We start from the raw sequence: 16,083 nt of genomic DNA on the forward strand, positions 1-16,083 counted from the left end.
CGAAGAGGGGCTGACAATTACTGGAAAGTAATTGTCAGCCCCTCTTCGTTATATGGACCGTAGAAGCTTGCGCAATACTGCTAGGACTGATCCACCAGATCTGTGTTCAAGAGGCTTGCTAGCATGTCTACAGCGGCACGCACACGGTCCTCGTCAGCTCCGAACGAGTTCACAGATACTTCCACCTCAGTGCCACTTTGAAAATCTGCGCTCATGACTGCCAAAAGGGAACGACCATCCACGGGATCAATTCCATCTTTTGACAGCTCGACCGGAAGGCCCGTTTGGTTGACGGCACGAACAAAAACTGCCGCGGGACGGGCATGCAGGCCCACACTCGCCGCAATGATGGCTTTCCGACTGTACATTCATGACTCCTTGAAAATGAGTAGCTTTACGTATAGAGAGTAGTCGTGTTTTAGGGTGGACATTGCCAGTAAAGGAGTTTCATGAGCTATTTGGTTCCGTCAGCGAAGGATGTTGCAGGTCGCTTGGATCGAGAGTCCGGCATGTCCGTTCATGTGCAGTTGCGTGAATTGTTCCGCGACTATATTTCTACCGTCGCGAAGGCCGGAAGTCAGTTACCCTCCGAGCGCGATCTTGCAGTTCACTTTGGTGTGGCTCGGATGACTGTTCGTCATGCCATCGAAGCCTTGGTTGAGGAGGAGTTGCTCGCCAGGGTCGTAGGTGTGGGAACTTTCGTCTCTCACCAGAAGCTTGACGTCCAAGTGAAGCTGACCTCCTACTCGGAGGAGATGCAACGCCGAGGAATGAGGCCAGCTGCACGAACGCTCTCTTTTGAACAAATACCCGCGACTGCTCGGCTTGCTCGCGAGCTGGGAATGGAAGAAGGACAGGCCGTAATCCGATTCCGTCGACTCCTACTGGCAGATGAAGAACCCATGAGCGTTGATGAGAACTTCATCCCAGCTTGGCGCGTTCCTGGCATCTTGGAGGAGGGGCCGCCCACATCGCTGTACAACCTGTTGAGCGAACGTTACGGCCTGGTGATTGAGTGGGGAGAAGACATAGTAGAGGCCAATGCTGCTACAGCATCCATTGCACGCCTTCTGAAAGTTGACGTTGGTGCTCCTGTCTTGCGAATGGAGCGCCATGCTTTCGTCTCGCGGTCCACCGTTGACTATTCTGTTTCGTTCTACAGGGCTGACAGGTACAAGCTCCGTGTGCCACTTCAGCGCCCTGGAGCAAGGACTAGACGGCCCTACTAGAGAAGTCGGCTTTCGCGACGTGCCGACGTCAGGCTACAATTCTCCGGCAGAAGCGTCTCTTGGGGTGTGCATCGCTTGAGAGTAGGCCCACAGTAGAGGCCCACAGCGAATATCGCACGCAAGAGGTTAAACAAATGAGGCGGGCCCAATTGGGACCGCCTCATTTGGTGGTTCAGATGATCAATCTAGGTCAAGCTAGTGTGATACTTCCTTAGCATCCTCGCCAGCTTCGATGGCCTCGTGCTGCTCATGGCCGGCTGCAAGTTCGAGCGGGGTGGCCGGGGCCACGCGGTCCTCGAAGAAGAAGCTGCTGAGCATTGCTCGGCGTCGTTCCGTCTTAGTGACGATTCCGTTTTCGTTGGGAATTCCTTCCTCCGCGACCGGAGACTCGAAACCTACGAGCTTATAGCGCTTGTAGTCATCGAGCTGAGCGTGCATTTCCTGGAACTCGCCATGGGGTAGACGGACGATTCGGCCAGTCTCACGACCATGAAGAGCAATTTCCCGGTCCTTGCGCTGGAGTGCAAGGGCCACTCGCTTGGCGATGATGAATCCTAGGATGGGGCCGATGAAGAACAGCGCCCTCAACCAGTAAGTGACATCGTTGAGCGAGACTTGGAAATGTGTTGCTATCAAGTCAGAACTCGCGGCCGCCCACATGACACAGTAGAAGATAAAACCAGCCACACCGATTGCTGTACGTGTTGGAACGTTACGAGGCCTGTCGAGCACATGGTGTTCACGGTCGTCCCTAGTGACCCAGCGTTCGATCCAAGGGTAAGCGAACAGCAAGGTGAAGACGATGCCTGCCGGAACAAGCGCGGGGATCAAAACGTTCAGGCTCAATGTATTGACACCCCACGGCAGGGGAATATGCCATTCCAAGGGAATGTTGAACAACCAACCTGGCATCAGTCTCAGTGCCCCGTCAACCCAGCCAATGTACCAGTCAGGCTGTGTGCCTGCCGAAACGGGGGAGGGGTCGTACGGTCCGTAGTTCCAGATGGGGTTAATCGTAAACAATGCGGCAACGAAGGCTATGATGCCGAAAACGATGAAGAAGAATCCACCAGCCTTGGCAGCATATACAGGGCCAAGAGGATAGCCGACGACGTTACCGTCGTTACGTCCAGGGCCGGGGTACTGAGTGTGCTTGTGAATCACAACCATAAAGAGGTGGATGGCGATCATCAACAAGATCATTGCAGGTACCAGCATGATGTGGAGCATATACAGACGCCCGATGATGGCGTTCCCAGGGAATTCCCCACCAAAGAGGAAGAAGGAAATGTAGGTGCCCACTACGGGGATTGACTTCATGACACCGTCGATGATGCGCAGGCCATTGCCCGAAAGCAGATCATCAGGAAGTGAATAGCCTGTAAACCCAGCTGCCATGGAGAGTATGAGCAGGACGCCACCAACCACCCAGTTGAGCTCACGCGGTTTGCGGAACGCTCCGGTGAAGAATACTCGCAACATATGAACTGCTACGGCGGCAACGAAGAGTAGCGCGGACCAGTGATGTACCTGGCGCATGAAGAGCCCGCCGCGAATATCAAAGGAGATATTCAAGGAAGAACTATAGGCAACTGACATCTCGACACCCTTGAGGGGTATGTAGCTGCCGGTGTAGTGGGTCTCCGCCATGGACGGATCAAAGAAGAACGTCAAGAACGTCCCGGAAAGCAGCAAGATCACGAATGAGTACAGTGCTACTTCACCGAACATAAAGGACCAGTGGTCCGGAAAGACCTTCCGTCCAAATTCGCGCAAGATGCCTGAGCCGCCTACGCGCTGGTCCACAAAGTTCGTGATGCGACCGGCGCTGGTCTGGGGCTCAAATGGTGCTTCGGTTATAGTGCTCATGATCAGCCACGCTCCCAGAAGCTCGGTCCAACAGGTTCATGGAAGTCACTTTGTGCGACTAGATAACCATCGCCATCAACTGCAATGGGCAACTGGGGCAGCGGGCGAACCGCTGGTCCGAAGATGACTTTACACTCCCGTGTGAGGTCGAACGTCGACTGGTGGCAGGGGCACAAGAGGTGATGCGTCTGCTGCTCGTATAGTGCGACAGGGCAACCAACGTGAGTGCAAATCTTGGAATAGGCAACAATGCCGTTGTAGCTCCAGTCTTCACGCCCCGGTGAGGGATGAAGATCCTCGGGGTTCAAGCGCATGAGGAGAACGACAGCTTTGGCTTTCTCATTCAATTTGCCGGTTTCAAGCTTGTTTAGCGACTCAGGAATGACGTGGAAAGCTGAGCCAATGGTGACATCAGATGCCTTGATGGGGGTTCCATCAGGGTCGCGAGAAAGACGCTCACCTTTTTTCCACAGGGTATGTCGCAGCGAATTACCGGGCAATGGGCCCAAATCGCGGAAGATGGCAATGGCGGGTAGCGGTGCGAGCGCCATTGCCCCGATGAGTGTGTTACGGATCAGAGGGCGACGCTTGATGCCGGTTTCCTCGACGATGTCGTCGACGATCTGCACGGCGGCAACGCGGTCAGCTTCTGGGCGCAGTTCATGCCGTAGCTCCGAGACCTCATGATCTGGCATCAAGGCACGTGCCCAATGAACGATTCCAGTTCCAATCCCCAACATGGCAAATCCAATACCAAGACCCATGAAGAGGTTCTGCAAACGCAAGGTCGCAATGGTGTCATCTAGGCGAATGCCAAAGTAAGCCAGAAGAAAAACTAAAGTGCCAACAATGGAAATTCCAAACAGAATTGCCACTTGACGCTCGGCCCGCTTTGCTGCCTTGGGATCCGTGTCAGCCAGTCGCAAACGATGTGGAGGGAGTCCCGGGTCCTGGAACTTATCCACCTCGTTGTGACCAGCCTTAGCTACGGCGTCCGAGTTTGCCGGAGTGCCGTCACTATGGTCGCCCATAATCCCCTCATCCTTCTCTTATCCCGGTAACTTCCCGGGGTCGTAATGTATGTTTCTCGTGGCTGCTGTGCAACCAAAATCTTCGCAGACTAAGAAGTCCGGGAGGTCAACCAGATAGTGAAACCGATGATGACACCCAAAACAGCTGTCCAGAGGAACAAGCCCTCAGAGACAGGTCCGACTGATCCCAAGGCAGCTCCACCAGGCGAGCCTTGAGCTTCAATGGTGTTCAAGAACGTGATGATGTCGCGCTTGCCCTCAGGGGTGATGTTCGCATCGTTGAAAACGGGCATATTCTGCGGCCCTGTGATCATGGCGCTGTAGATGTGACTGTTTGAAACTCCGGCAAGAGCCGGTGCAAACTTACCGCGAGTAAGAGCGCCGCCTGCTGCTGCTGCGTTATGGCACATGGCGCAGTTTACGCGGAACAGTTCTCCACCGACTGCGGCGTCGCCTTTACCGTCGATGAATTCTTCCGCTGGGAGTGCCGGACCGTCGCCGAGTGTGGCAACGTACGCCGCGAGTTCTCGTGTCTGCTCTGTGGTGAACTGAGCCGGCTTCTCACGGGCCTGGGGTCCCTGCATCTGGAGGGGCATGCGACCAGTACCGACTTGGAAGTCGACAGCTGCGGCGCCCACGCCAGCAAGTGAGGGTCCAGCCTTTGTTCCACTGGCGCCTACACCGTGACAGGTTGCGCAGTTCGCGACGAAGAGCTTCTCGCCTTCTTTCACCTGTGATGCGGACGAGGTGGTGGTATCCGCCTTTGCCGCATTGACTGTTGTGGCAATGGCGTATAGCCCACCTGTCAGCATTAGGCCCAACACTAGCAACGCTAGTGCAGCCAGCGGATGACGTCGCTTCTGCGAGAGTGCCTTCACTTGGTGGTTCCTTTGATCTGTATTCATACGGCCCCTAGTGAGAGCCGCAAATGCTAATTCTGTCTCGTGTAGAAGAAAACCGTTTATCAGCTTACTTCAGGACGTAGATGACCAGGAAAAGTCCGATCCACACTACATCGACGAAGTGCCAATAATACGAAGTCACGATTGCGCTGGTGGCCTCGAAATGTCCAAATTTCTTGGCAGCGTAAGCACGCCCGATGATAAGTAGGAACGCTATGAGTCCACCGATAACGTGCAGGCCATGGAAGCCTGTGGTCATGTAGAAGGCGGAACCGTACGCGTTTGCGTTGAGGGTTACGTGCTCTGAGGTCAGCATCGCGTACTCGGTCGACTGACCGGAAACGAAGATAGCTCCAAGAACGAATGTCAGCAGGAACCACTCCGTCATTCCCCAACGGGAGAACTGGAAGCGGCGTCCGGTGCGGCGCGGCTGAAGGTTCTCCGCGGCAAACACGCCCATCTGGCAGCTAAACGAGCTAGAAACCAGGATCAGGGTGTTAACCAGGGCGAACGGGAAGTTCAGCTTGGCCGTTTCTTCGGCCCAAAGTCCACCAGTGGTGGAACGGAGGGTGAAGTACATAGCAAAAAGACCGGCAAAGAACATCAGTTCGCTGGAGAGCCAAACCACGGTTCCTACAGAAACCATGTTCGGTCGGTTCAGCGTCGGATGCGCCGGGGTACTGGGGGCATGGGTCGCAGTCGTCACATAGACATTATGTCTATAAATCTCCGTACTTCCCAATGCAAAGTGCCGTTTTGCGTTTCTTTTTCTACAAACTTGCGAAATTGCCGCTATTTCACTGTGAATGTTCAGGAAGGCATGCATAAGACACCTCCCGTGTCAATGGTCACAATCGTATGCTTCGGCGGGCTTTCGTCTAATATTTGGAGGGTGAATCCACTTGAAGCAGCCCTGCCCGAACCAACCTGGTCCGATCTCATTGCCACTCTTTTGGGCAAGTCTGACCTCACGGCGGCACAAACGCAGTGGGCTATGAATACGATCATGGCCGGAAATGCTCGCGATGTTCAGATTGCCGGGTTCCTTGTGGCGCTGGGCGCCAAAGGGGAAACTGTCGCTGAAGTCAGTGGGTTGGTGGAGGCGATGCTTTCTAATGCTCGCCCCCTTTCTATTCCCGGTGATGCTTTGGACATAGTGGGAACCGGGGGGGACAGACTCAACACAGTCAACATTTCAACCATGGCGGCCCTGGTGTGTGCCGGTGCAGGCGTCACGGTTGTCAAGCATGGCAATAGGGCTTCGTCATCGGCGGCAGGCTCAGCAGACGTTCTGGAGGCCTTAGGCGTCCGCTTGGACATGTCCCTGGAGTTGGTGGCCAGGTCCGCTCAGGAAGTCGGCATAACATTTTGCTTTGCCAATTTCTTTCACCCTTCCATGCGGCATGCTGCGGTGGCTCGGCGCGAACTCGGTGTACCTACGGCTTTCAATCTGTTGGGACCGCTGACCAACCCGGCTCGTGTGGCGGCCTCTGCCGTTGGAGTAGCTAACGCCCGGATGGCGCCGCTCATAGCAGGGGTCCTTGCCGCTCGAAATGTTCGGGCACTTGTATTCCGCGGTAGCGACGGCCTTGACGAGTTGACCACAACGGGTCCGTCCAAGATTTGGGAAGTTCGCGACACCGTGGTGACCGAGAGCGACTTCGACCCTTTGGACGTGGGGATACCCCGCGCTACCATCTCGGACTTGCGCGGAAAGGATGCTCAATTCAACGCTGAAGTAGTGCAGCGCATTCTGGACGGCGAGCGCTCAGCCGTGCGTGACGCCGTCGTGCTTAATGCTGCAGCTGGGCTGGTGGCCTTTGACAATACGGCTTCCGGAACACTCGAGGACCGCATGCGGTTTGCACTGGCACGTGCAGAGGCGGCGATCGACGGCGGTGCTGCGTCCCATGTTTTAGAGAGTTGGGTTGCTCTCAGCCAAGCGGGAAACTGAAGCTAGAGAAGAAGCTGGACGGCACTTGCAGCCAGCGCCACCAGATCTTCGTCCGTGGCGTAGTAGCTCAGGTCCTGCGCGCTAGCTACCGCGGTGAACGTCTGGGCTTGCAGATCACCCACGTTTCGTTTGGCAGACAGATGCACATTGCGCAGTCCGGCATCCTTGAAGGTTGCGAAGTCGGCGATATCCACTCCTCCGCCTGCCATGATCTCTAGATTCGCGGGTGCGAGAACTTGCATGGCGTTAAGCTGGGCCACACCATCACCGGCACGTGTCGCTCCGCCAGAAGAGAGAATGCGACCAACCCCAAGATCTGCCAGTCGCGGTACGGCCGCGAGAACTTCACTAAAACGAAGGTGATCAATGGCCCGATGAAACGTCACGTGCATGCGCTCAGCTGCTTTGACCATGGTTTCCACGGCTGCGTAATCAATTCTTCCGTCAGCTGTCAACGCGCCGATTACTACTCCGAAGGCTCCGCCATCACGCAGGGCTTTGATCTCTTCCACCATGAGACGGACCGTGGCGGGGTCGTAGACATAGTCACCGGGACGTGGGCGTACTAATGCGTGCACTGGCATTTCAGGCACCTTATTGCGCACGCTAACGATCAGCCCGGCGGATGGGGTGAGTCCACCCACCTGTAGGGCGCAACACAACTCGATGCGGTTTACGCCGTACTTGGCAGCTAGTTCTGCGCCTGGGACATCTTGGACTGCAATTTCGAGCTGCACTCCTAGTGGTCGAATCCAAGGGCGAAAGCAGCATCCAAGTCGTGCTGGGAATATGCGCGGAAAGAAATTTGGGTAGTCGTTGACATAACGGATTCGACTTTGGAGAGTCTGTCAGCGATAACGTCGGCAAGGTCTTCGTGCTTTGCAACGCGAGCAATGGCGATCAGATCCCATTCGCCCGTTACGGAGTACACCTCGCTGATACCTTCGAGCTCGGATATTTCCTGAGCGGATTCTGGAATGCGTGAAGCGTCGGTCTTGATCAGGACGAATGCTGTAATCACAAGAAGTTCCTTGTCAGGGGGAAGGTATCTGGGGGTTTGTTTCTGCTTTGATCGTAGCCCAATGGCTTACAAAACTAGCGCCGTGTTGTGGATCGGATAACGAGAGCTGTGATGATGCGGTGTCCCAGTAAGAACAGCCCCAAAACGAGTGTAGCCACGATGACGAAGGGGATAGCTGCGGTTTCCCCTGAAAGGACGCGCAGAGCCATTCCACCTGCGAGAGTGATCAGCCAGATGCAGACCCCATTTGGCCACAGGAGGATGGGGGAGCGCCAGTTGCGCGTCACCAGCCAGCCGAGCAACAAAGCGGCCAAGAAAGGCCAAGCCGTCCATGCCACTCCACCGATGCTCAGGCTCTCCGCGTGGGAGGCACGACCGGAGACTGCGAAGACGAGGACGAGCACGAAGTCAAGAATAATGGCGTAACCCAGCAATTTTCGAGCCGGTGCCGGCGTCTCAGTTGAATTCGGGGCTGCTGTCGATTTAGCGTTAGTCACCCCAATAGTTTAGTCGCTAAGAACCTTTGTTGGAATCTCGATGCTCAGCAGTGTCGACCATGGCTTCAGCCCATCCGGGAATGGGAAATGATCAAACCGATGGGTGCGCTGACTAGCAAAATGACCACCATCGTGCGAAATGCCCAGAGCAGGACTACAGAGTGGCGAGTGTGGCCCCGCACACCCCAGACAAACAATGCCAGTGCCACGACGAGCAGCGCGGCGCCCACGTACGTCAAAAACGGTGCCGCTAACAACGTGCCAAGGAGCACAGCTGCACTTGAGGCGTTGAAAGTTATTATCTGCCAAGCAATCACCAGCGTGCTCGGGATCCGGCTCGCAAGGTTCGCTTGCCCGATTCCCAAAACTAGTTGGGCGAATCCCGCCACAAGCACGAGGTAGGCAACAGTCCACGCAGAAAAATAGTTTGGCCCGCCAGCACTAGCTGCTGAGATCACACCACCTGCGATGATGCTGAAACTGCCAAGGACCACGAAGGGGAGCGCTGAACGATTCACGTCTTTGAGCATATTCCTTCCTGGCCTTAGCAGCTGACTATTTGCAGCGTGGGTATGACTCTAGACCGCAGTGTCGACTTCCGGTATGGGCGACTCGATTGGTTCGAGCCGGATTCCGATCATGTTCACACCGTTGTTGTCCCACTTCGAGTCGACGACGGATAGGCCCTCGATTGTGAGGCACAGCTATCCAATCCTGGAGACGTGAATTTGAGAGATCTCGCTGCGTATCACCTTCCAATAGTGCAGGCTTGGGTACGGTTCTTCGCCGTCACGGTGCAGAATGAAGGATTCTCCAGCTGCTCCGTTCACAAGTGTTTCCTTCATGCCAGCGGCACGATCCTTGAATTCAGTCTGCGAAACGGGGGCTAAGGCATCTGGATGTTCCCAGACACTGTTTTGTGACTAGCCAATGTCAACTGCAGCTTAGAACTGCCTCTGGCTGCAGTTGGCTTTGACCGTGTGGAAAGTGTTTTTACCAATGGTCAGTCGCCCGGATTTGGCGCCGTTCAATGTCCTCAAAGACGCGTTGAACCACAGAAGGACCCTGAAGCCCTTCATCCGTTGTGGAACAAATAAGTCCGATCCGTCTCTTCCATGAGGTTTGGTGTCAGTGCTTTAGAGGATCAGGGTGCCAGTTCTGGGAGATATAGTTCACCCACACTAATCTCCGTGGCAAGTCGGTTATGGGGCCCCGGAAGGGGACATGCCCACGTCTCGTCGTAGGCGCATGAAGGGTTGTAGGCAAAGTTGAAATCCAGAATGAACGCGTCACCTACTCGACCCAGAAAGGCACCCTTGATGGTGTCCAGCAAGTACCGTCCGGCACCGTAGCTGCCGCCAGGTTGTCCAGATCCGGCATCCCGAAAGGGAAGAAATATGCCGCCTCCGTAACTGCGCAGCTGCCATGCAGCCAAGGATCCGATCCCGGGGATGCGGAACGTCCCGATTCGCTCGAATGGGACGGACCCATCCGTACCTGTCCGGACCAACATTTCCTCCCCGGCACCTTCTTCCAAGAGCGTGGACTCAAAGGAGAAATTAGCGTCGTAGTCAGACACCCGCAGACCCCGAAAGCGTTTCTTCTTCTCCGGGTCTAAAGCTGACGCTGCATGCGTAGCGAATAGGGAGTTTCGTTGTCTAATCCAAAGGGCGTGAGCCCCAGTCCTGTCACCTGACTCCATCAGCGCCCGGACCTCGGAATAGAGCTCGAACGTGCGCAGCCTCCAGTCCAGCGTGGATGTAGCGGTGGTTGCCTTCGTAGTCTTGGCTTTCTCATGCATGATCTTTTCGTCTCCAAATCTGCAGTTGTTGAGGTCGAATGTCAGCTCGTGGGTGACGACTCCTATTGCGACGGTGCTTTCATCGCTGCCACTAGGAACGCCATTGCCCAGCGTCGGGTCGATACACCGGAAAGTTCATCGCTGCTATCCAGCGTGCCCCGGTTATTCATCTCTATGCGGTCCACGGCAACCACTGCAAGGAGTCCTCGCATCCGAAATTCCAACTCTGCCGAGGAGATGTTGGGTAGTGCACGCATGAAAGCTGTCCGGTATCGATCACGAACGGCGGCCTCAGTGGAACCCATCCAGTTGCGCATTTCCTTGGCCGGGTCAGTGATGATGGTCATGATGAGCAGGGACTTCCGGGAGCCGCCGATGTCGTCGGCCGGTATCTCGTCGAAAAGAGGCCCCACAAAGGCACTTACCAGGTCTGCCACTTGCGGTTCCGGGGCTTGTTCGAGGAGCCGGTCCAACCCGACGTTTTGGGCTACGTTGATCGGTTCGATAACACGGCGAGCAACCGCGGCAATGAGGTCCCGCTTTGATCCGAAGTGGTACCCGACGGCGGCCAAGTTTACGCCTGCGAGATCGGTGATCGCACGAACCGAGGCGCCGCTGAAACCGCGCTCAGCGAAGATGACTTCGGCAGCGTCGAGAATTTGGGTGCGAGTGTCTGGGGATGCCACAGGTATAGTCTACACAAACGTTCGTTTCATACGATCGTATGAACTCTAAAATCCAATGTGAAAGAGACATGACATGAAAATACTTGTTTATGGGGCCGGAGTTATCGGCAGCCTGTTCGCTGTCCGCCTCCATGAGGCAGGGTACGACGTCTCACTCCTTGCCCGGGGTGAACGCCTAGATTCCCTGCGCAAGCACGGGGTACAGCTCGCCGAATCAGACAGCCCTGACATTAGGCGGGTTATGGTTCCAGTGGTCGCGGACCCAGCCGGCGGGTACGATCTCAACTTCGTCTTCGTCCGTGCCCAACATATTGGCCAGGTGCTCAAGTCGCTCCATGGTCTAACAGGCGACGTAGTCTTCATGCTCAACTGGGCAGCTGGCCCGTTGCCGCTGGGGGAGGGGATCGGTCCCGAGCGGGTGTTGCTCGGCTTCCCCACGGAAGGCGGCACCATGGACGGCCAGGTGATCCGATTTGTTCCAAAGAGCTTCCTGACACGCATGGTCTCAATGCCGATCGGCGAACCCGATGGACAGAACACGCCACGATTGGAACGCATTCTGCAGCTTCTTCGCGCCGCGGGGCTCAAGGCTAAGTCCGAACCTCAGATGGACGCCTGGCTAAAAACACACGCAGCGTTCGAAGTGCCGCTCGGACAAATGGTGCATGCTGCGGGCGGCCTCGAAGCTCTGGCTGGAAATCCGGACGCCATCCGCGGCATGCTCCGGGTGATGCGGGTGAATCTTGCCTCCATGCCGACGCAGCCGACGCCGCGTATCTTCAACGCCTTGCGCATAATCCCCGAGGTGGTACTCGTTGCCCTGTTCCGCAAGTTCTTACACAGCTCGGCGGCAGCGCCTCTCGGTACAGAATCGCTTGCGGCGTCTGCAGAGAACCAGCTGCTGGCCGACCAGATAATCGCCAACGCAACGCCCTGTGAGGATTCTCCAAAACCATTTTGGCGAACCATTTGCTGACTAATCCGCTCGACGCATGTTCGGCAGAGCTACCGACCAAGTGAACGGTATTTATAGTTTGGTGATTTCTATTAGTGTGTTCACTGATTCTTGGTTTCCGGTGATAGTGATGCCCTCGGAGCTATCGAGGGCGGCTCCGCCGATGACGAGGCTCTTCCATTCGCGTGTGCCGCTGTGCACTTCCGCGTCGGCGCCATCGGTGATGGTGGTCTTATTGATGGATGATCCTGCGCTTGTTAGCGTTGCCAGATATGTCACCGCTTCCCGGCCAATGAAGCGGGAGTCCGTGAGCTTCAGGGCGATCTTGAGGCTGGTTGAACCGGCGGGCAGTGGGTGGGCGTGGGCCCGCATCGCCAGAACCAGCGTGTCTGGTCCCATGTCGGCCTCGAGCGGCAAATGAGGTGATTGTGCAGCCCACAGAGACAACGCAGTGTTGACTTCTTCCAAGCCGCGCCCCCACGCGGTGAGGCCGTAGACCGTCACCCGTGCGGGATCAGGCAGTAAGTTTCGTTCCACGACGCCGGTTGCCTCGAGCTCTTGTAACCGTTGCGAGAGCGGGCCCGGGCCGAGTCCGGGAATGTCGCGCTGGATGTCTACGAAACGCTTTGGCCCTAGCAATAGCTCTCTGACCACGATGAGTGCCCAACGCTCGCCAATCAAATCAAGCGCATGGGCGGACGCACATCCGTCGTTGTAGGAACCGTATGTTCTTCTGCCTGCCATCTGAACATATTACTTCTTGACAATGAGTCTTCGCTACTGTTTCAATAGCGAAATGAAGAGACTACTAGGTTCCGTGATCTGGCCGGTAGTCCACGACGAGCGTCAAGCATTAATGTACGACTTGACCTCAATCGCATCCGAGGAATGGCGCACCGGCTCATTGTGTCCTGGCTGGGGTGTACACGACGTGGTGGCTCATCTACTTGATACTGCCAAGACAACGCGGCGGGGTTTCATCAACCGAATGTTAGCTGCCGGATTCGGCTTCGATCACGACGATGCGGTGGGGGTGACCCGAGAGAGAGCGCCAGACCCGCTTGAAACCTTGGCCAGTTTCCGGACGACGCGACTGCGCACGTTAACCTCACCGGCCGCATTAGAGACAAGGCTGGTGGAAGCATTCGTGCACGGCAAGGAACTCAGCGGGCCGGGAGCCGCGGCCTTCCATGCTGTAACTATCCGGGAGCCGGCATGACAAACCCAAGCCAAGCGAACCACACCATCGACGTCACTTTCGTGGCCACGGTAATCGCCGATTCGAATAGTGGGTGGCTCTGTGTGCAGATGCCCGACTCTGCAGAGTTCTTTGGCACCAAAAAGGCCGTCAAGATTGGCGGTACTGTTGATGGGTACGACTACGACGCCACCATGTTGCCGGTGGGTGGAGGTACCCACATGATGCCATTGCGTGCTCCATTTCGGAAAGTCCTGCAGAAGGGCTTGGGCGAGCAGGTTAGCGTACATCTGACCCGCCGAATCACCTAAGAGCCTCCTGCTGCATAAGCAGCCGTGGGAATCCTCGGCTGCTTCGAGAGGACATAAGAACTTGAGAATCAGTGATTTTTCCCCATGAAATCCGTCGTTACCTATGCTTTGGGTTAGGTGTCGGGAACGCTTGATTGCTCGTTTTCTAGGGCTGCGCTGATGGCGCCTGGGGATGGCAGGGTGGCTTGTTCATTGGCGGGAAGTGCTTCGTAGGTGTAGGACGTGACGGGGAGGGGTTGGGTTGAACCGTCGAGTGCGTAGCGTACGGTTCGTTCGTTTTTGGATCCGCAGACGAGGATTCCGACTGTGGGTGTTTGGCGGGGAAGTTTGAGCATGTCGTTGATGGCTGAGACGTAGAAGTTTAGTTGGCCGAGGTGTGCGGGTTTGAATTTTCTGGCTTTTAGTTCCACGACGACGTAGCGGTCAGGCGGGACGTGGTAGAGCAGGAGGTCTATGAAGAAGTCGTCTCCATCGACGTCTAAAGGGTACTGGCGGCCGACGAATGCGAACCCGGATCCGAACTCGCCAGGGTCTGTGCCATGCGTAGTGTCATGGCTTCTTCCATGGCATGCTCTTGGGCTTCCTCGGTGAGGCCGAGGAAGCCCAAGATCAGAGGTACCTTGGCAATTTCGCGTGCTAGGTCTCTGCCTTCTTGGGCTAGTCGTGCTTCAAGGTTGTTCGGGGCTGAACCGGTGCGGCTGTGGAGGCCGGTAGCGATTTGGTGTTCGAGGACGGCTACTCACCAGCCATTTTCGAGGGCTTTGAGTGCGTGCCAGCGGCGTAGTTCTTGGTTATCTAGTTTGTTGAGGAGTGTGACGTTGTGGCTCCAGCTCAATTGTCCAGACGGTGTCTGGACAATTGGTTCTGTATCTTTCCACGCTGCGGCGAAGGCTCGTATGTTGTACATATTGGTGCGGGAAAAGCCCTTCATGTGTGGGAACTCTGTGCGTAGGTCATGGGCGAGCTGGTCGAGAATGTTACTGCCCCACGGCTCGTTGGCTTGCCTGGCAAGAATGGTTCGTCCGATGTTCCAATACCGTTCGAACATTGCCGTGTTCACGACCTGTTGAGCGCGGTGTTGAGCCTGGCATACAAGGTCTTTAGGGTCGTCAGCGCGGCGGCGTAATCTATGGAGCGGTCCGGTTCGAGCTCGGTCATGGGCCGCCCTAGTTGGCCCGATACTCCTGAACGTGTCATGAGATGCCACCTTGGGGTATGCCCGGCCCTCGATACTGTGGAACAGTATCCGGCGCTAACGGCCCTGACCGTTTGCTCGTGTCGGGCCGAGACCAGACCCAAGGGGAGTATCGATGGGGACACTATCCACGAAGCTCTCCCCATCCGAACCCGCTCTCCGCAACGAAATCCTGCAATTCACTATGTAGACGAGTCGTGAAGCCGTTGATGCCTTCGGGTGGATAGAGCCAGAACCCCATTTGCTCGTCGTACACGAAGACTCGGAGAAGAAGGTCCGCGCTGACGATCGTTGATGCCGTGACCGGTTCACGCTTCGTCGTCACCACATCCAGACGGGTACGCTCGAGCTCAATCGGAGTCAGAATTGCCTCAAGCGCGGGCTGAGCAGCGAGCAATATTTCTTCCACGATCATCATGTCTACATACTCGCAGCCGGGGGAAGTCTTGGGCTAGAGAGGTGTCTGTTCAAGGAACTCCTAACAGGAGCCGCCCAAGAGCTCGTCCAGTTCCACTGTCTGCGTATCCCTGCTCAGTGGGCGGGGGACGACTATATGCTCATCTAATGACTTTAGAGAGGTGGGAGCGAGCTGCAGAGTGGCCGCTCATCATAATTTCCGTCCTTTTTTTGGCTGCCTACTCAGTCCAGGTCCTGGCAACTGGCCCGATGGCTGAGGGCGCCGGGCAGTTCATGACGATCACCTGGGGGCTGTTCCTGGTCGATTACGCGGTATCGCTCTGGCTGGCACCGCGACGGCGCAGCTGGTTCTTCAAACACCTGCACGAACTGGCCATAGTGGTACTGCCGATGCTTCGACCGTTGAGGCTCTTGCGCCTTGTCACCCTCATCGGTGTTCTGCATAGGGTCGCTGGCAACGCGCTACGCGGCCGGGTGATTACCTATGTCATCGCCGCGTCGGGATTGTTGGTCTACATCGGTGCCTTGGCCATGTACGACGCCGAGAAGGCCACACCTAATTCGTCCATCCAATCCTTCACGGACGCCCTCTGGTGGGCCATGGTCACGATCACCACAGTGGGCTACGGGGACCTGTCTCCGGTAACCGCTACGGGCCGGCTCATTGCCGTCGGGCTGATGATCGGCGGGATAGCTCTGCTCGGCGTTGTCACGGCAACGCTGGCGAGCTGGTTGGTCGAGAAAGTCTCGTCCCAAGACACCAAATCGCAGGCACTGACAACCGAACATCTGGAACTGCTGCGCGATGAAATCAGTGCTCTGCGCCTTGAACTACGAGAAATACCGCCATCCATAGGCCCGGCAACCCCACTCAACACGGAGGCGCCGCAGAAAACGGAAAAAATCGTGCACTAACGGATTTGGGGACCATCGGTACCGTGGTTGGCGCTAAGCGTGTGATTGTGCTCTTTAGCTGCGCGTCTTCGCGTGCGGTTGAGCCAGGTAGCCACTGGATTA

General features: G+C 56.2%; 21 protein-coding genes and 1 pseudogene. 6 read left to right on the forward strand and 16 right to left on the reverse strand.

The window, feature by feature from the left end:
- Nucleotides 1-80 precede the first annotated feature (80 nt).
- Nucleotides 81-368: an HPr family phosphocarrier protein gene (locus tag LOH53_RS14335; RefSeq protein ID WP_230068439.1), complete on the reverse strand. Its 288-nt coding sequence runs from the start codon at nucleotides 366-368 to the stop codon at nucleotides 81-83.
- Between the two features lie 81 nt (nucleotides 369-449).
- On the opposite strand from LOH53_RS14335, the gene LOH53_RS14340 reads away from it, so the two are divergent.
- Entirely contained in the window at nucleotides 450-1,229 is a 780-nt protein-coding gene (locus tag LOH53_RS14340) for a GntR family transcriptional regulator (RefSeq protein ID WP_230068440.1), read from the forward strand.
- A 195-nt stretch (nucleotides 1,230-1,424) separates the two neighbouring features.
- Here LOH53_RS14340 and qcrB read toward each other — a convergent pair whose 3' ends face one another.
- From qcrB to ctaE, 4 genes are all read right to left on the reverse strand, one after another.
- The gene (qcrB, locus tag LOH53_RS14345) at nucleotides 1,425-3,098 is read right to left on the reverse strand and encodes a cytochrome bc1 complex cytochrome b subunit (RefSeq protein WP_230068441.1); all 1,674 of its coding nucleotides are present in this window, start codon (nucleotides 3,096-3,098) and stop codon (nucleotides 1,425-1,427) included.
- 2 nt (nucleotides 3,099-3,100) lie between these two features.
- Nucleotides 3,101-4,129, reverse strand: coding sequence for a cytochrome bc1 complex Rieske iron-sulfur subunit (gene qcrA / locus LOH53_RS14350; RefSeq protein ID WP_230068442.1), 1,029 nt, complete (start codon nucleotides 4,127-4,129; stop codon nucleotides 3,101-3,103).
- Between the two features lie 89 nt (nucleotides 4,130-4,218).
- The gene (gene qcrC, locus LOH53_RS14355; protein ID WP_230068443.1) at nucleotides 4,219-5,007 is read right to left on the reverse strand and encodes a cytochrome bc1 complex diheme cytochrome c subunit; all 789 of its coding nucleotides are present in this window, start codon (nucleotides 5,005-5,007) and stop codon (nucleotides 4,219-4,221) included.
- A 91-nt stretch (nucleotides 5,008-5,098) separates the two neighbouring features.
- Nucleotides 5,099-5,737 carry an aa3-type cytochrome oxidase subunit III gene (gene ctaE / locus LOH53_RS14360; protein WP_230068444.1) on the reverse strand — a complete coding sequence of 213 codons (639 nt, stop codon included), beginning with the start codon at nucleotides 5,735-5,737 and terminating at the stop codon, nucleotides 5,099-5,101.
- Between the two features lie 186 nt (nucleotides 5,738-5,923).
- Here ctaE and trpD point away from each other — a divergent pair, with 186 nt between their 5' ends.
- Nucleotides 5,924-6,985 (forward strand): anthranilate phosphoribosyltransferase, encoded by a 1,062-nt coding sequence (gene trpD / locus LOH53_RS14365; RefSeq protein WP_376991297.1) that lies wholly within the window; start codon nucleotides 5,924-5,926, stop codon nucleotides 6,983-6,985.
- 2 nt (nucleotides 6,986-6,987) lie between these two features.
- Here trpD and LOH53_RS14370 read toward each other — a convergent pair whose 3' ends face one another.
- The 6 genes from LOH53_RS14370 to LOH53_RS14395 form a co-directional block, all read right to left on the reverse strand.
- Nucleotides 6,988-7,722, reverse strand: coding sequence for a copper homeostasis protein CutC (locus LOH53_RS14370; protein WP_230068445.1), 735 nt, complete (start codon nucleotides 7,720-7,722; stop codon nucleotides 6,988-6,990).
- 2 nt (nucleotides 7,723-7,724) lie between these two features.
- Complete coding sequence (locus LOH53_RS14375; protein WP_230068446.1) at nucleotides 7,725-8,006, reverse strand: Lrp/AsnC family transcriptional regulator; 282 nt, start codon at nucleotides 8,004-8,006, stop codon at nucleotides 7,725-7,727.
- Nucleotides 8,007-8,080: 74 nt separating this feature from the next.
- Nucleotides 8,081-8,503, reverse strand: a complete 423-nt coding sequence (locus LOH53_RS14380; protein ID WP_230068447.1) for a DUF3054 domain-containing protein — start codon at nucleotides 8,501-8,503, stop codon at nucleotides 8,081-8,083.
- 65 nt (nucleotides 8,504-8,568) lie between these two features.
- Nucleotides 8,569-9,021 carry a hypothetical protein gene (locus LOH53_RS14385; protein WP_230068448.1) on the reverse strand — a complete coding sequence of 151 codons (453 nt, stop codon included), beginning with the start codon at nucleotides 9,019-9,021 and terminating at the stop codon, nucleotides 8,569-8,571.
- A gap of 626 nt (nucleotides 9,022-9,647) precedes the next feature.
- Nucleotides 9,648-10,304 carry a DUF1684 domain-containing protein gene (locus LOH53_RS14390; RefSeq protein WP_230068449.1) on the reverse strand — a complete coding sequence of 219 codons (657 nt, stop codon included), beginning with the start codon at nucleotides 10,302-10,304 and terminating at the stop codon, nucleotides 9,648-9,650.
- 62 nt (nucleotides 10,305-10,366) lie between these two features.
- Entirely contained in the window at nucleotides 10,367-10,990 is a 624-nt protein-coding gene (locus tag LOH53_RS14395; protein ID WP_230068450.1) for a TetR/AcrR family transcriptional regulator, read from the reverse strand.
- A gap of 73 nt (nucleotides 10,991-11,063) precedes the next feature.
- Between LOH53_RS14395 and LOH53_RS14400 the strand changes: the two genes are divergently transcribed.
- On the forward strand, nucleotides 11,064-11,966 hold the full coding sequence (locus LOH53_RS14400; RefSeq protein WP_230068451.1) for a ketopantoate reductase family protein: 903 nt from the start codon (nucleotides 11,064-11,066) through the stop codon (nucleotides 11,964-11,966).
- A gap of 51 nt (nucleotides 11,967-12,017) precedes the next feature.
- Here LOH53_RS14400 and LOH53_RS14405 read toward each other — a convergent pair whose 3' ends face one another.
- Nucleotides 12,018-12,689 carry a winged helix-turn-helix transcriptional regulator gene (locus tag LOH53_RS14405; protein WP_230068452.1) on the reverse strand — a complete coding sequence of 224 codons (672 nt, stop codon included), beginning with the start codon at nucleotides 12,687-12,689 and terminating at the stop codon, nucleotides 12,018-12,020.
- Nucleotides 12,690-12,741: 52 nt separating this feature from the next.
- Here LOH53_RS14405 and LOH53_RS14410 point away from each other — a divergent pair, with 52 nt between their 5' ends.
- Together LOH53_RS14410 and LOH53_RS14415 are read left to right on the forward strand one after the other, a co-directional pair.
- Entirely contained in the window at nucleotides 12,742-13,164 is a 423-nt protein-coding gene (locus LOH53_RS14410) for a maleylpyruvate isomerase family mycothiol-dependent enzyme (RefSeq protein ID WP_230068453.1), read from the forward strand.
- Entirely contained in the window at nucleotides 13,161-13,454 is a 294-nt protein-coding gene (locus LOH53_RS14415; protein WP_230068454.1) for a DUF1905 domain-containing protein, read from the forward strand. The genes LOH53_RS14410 and LOH53_RS14415 overlap by 4 nt, the downstream gene beginning before the upstream one ends.
- Before the next feature lie 113 nt (nucleotides 13,455-13,567).
- Here LOH53_RS14415 and LOH53_RS14420 read toward each other — a convergent pair.
- The 4 genes and pseudogenes from LOH53_RS14420 to LOH53_RS14435 all read right to left on the reverse strand — a co-directional run.
- Nucleotides 13,568-13,918, reverse strand: a pseudogene (locus LOH53_RS14420) (PDDEXK nuclease domain-containing protein); the annotation flags it as partial.
- 275 nt (nucleotides 13,919-14,193) lie between these two features.
- Nucleotides 14,194-14,514 (reverse strand): DUF1016 N-terminal domain-containing protein, encoded by a 321-nt coding sequence (locus tag LOH53_RS14425; protein WP_230068455.1) that lies wholly within the window; start codon nucleotides 14,512-14,514, stop codon nucleotides 14,194-14,196.
- A complete protein-coding gene (locus tag LOH53_RS14430; protein ID WP_230068456.1) occupies nucleotides 14,511-14,651 on the reverse strand; it encodes a hypothetical protein in 141 nt (46 codons plus the stop codon). The genes LOH53_RS14425 and LOH53_RS14430 overlap by 4 nt, the downstream gene beginning before the upstream one ends.
- A gap of 122 nt (nucleotides 14,652-14,773) precedes the next feature.
- The gene (locus tag LOH53_RS14435) at nucleotides 14,774-15,067 is read right to left on the reverse strand and encodes a hypothetical protein (RefSeq protein WP_230068457.1); all 294 of its coding nucleotides are present in this window, start codon (nucleotides 15,065-15,067) and stop codon (nucleotides 14,774-14,776) included.
- Nucleotides 15,068-15,213: 146 nt separating this feature from the next.
- Here LOH53_RS14435 and LOH53_RS14440 point away from each other — a divergent pair, with 146 nt between their 5' ends.
- On the forward strand, nucleotides 15,214-15,981 hold the full coding sequence (locus LOH53_RS14440) for a potassium channel family protein (protein WP_230068458.1): 768 nt from the start codon (nucleotides 15,214-15,216) through the stop codon (nucleotides 15,979-15,981).
- The last annotated feature ends 102 nt before the right edge of the window (nucleotides 15,982-16,083 follow it).

The organism is Arthrobacter cryoconiti (assembly GCF_020905375.1).
GTDB classification, from domain to species: domain Bacteria; phylum Actinomycetota; class Actinomycetes; order Actinomycetales; family Micrococcaceae; genus Specibacter; species Specibacter cryoconiti.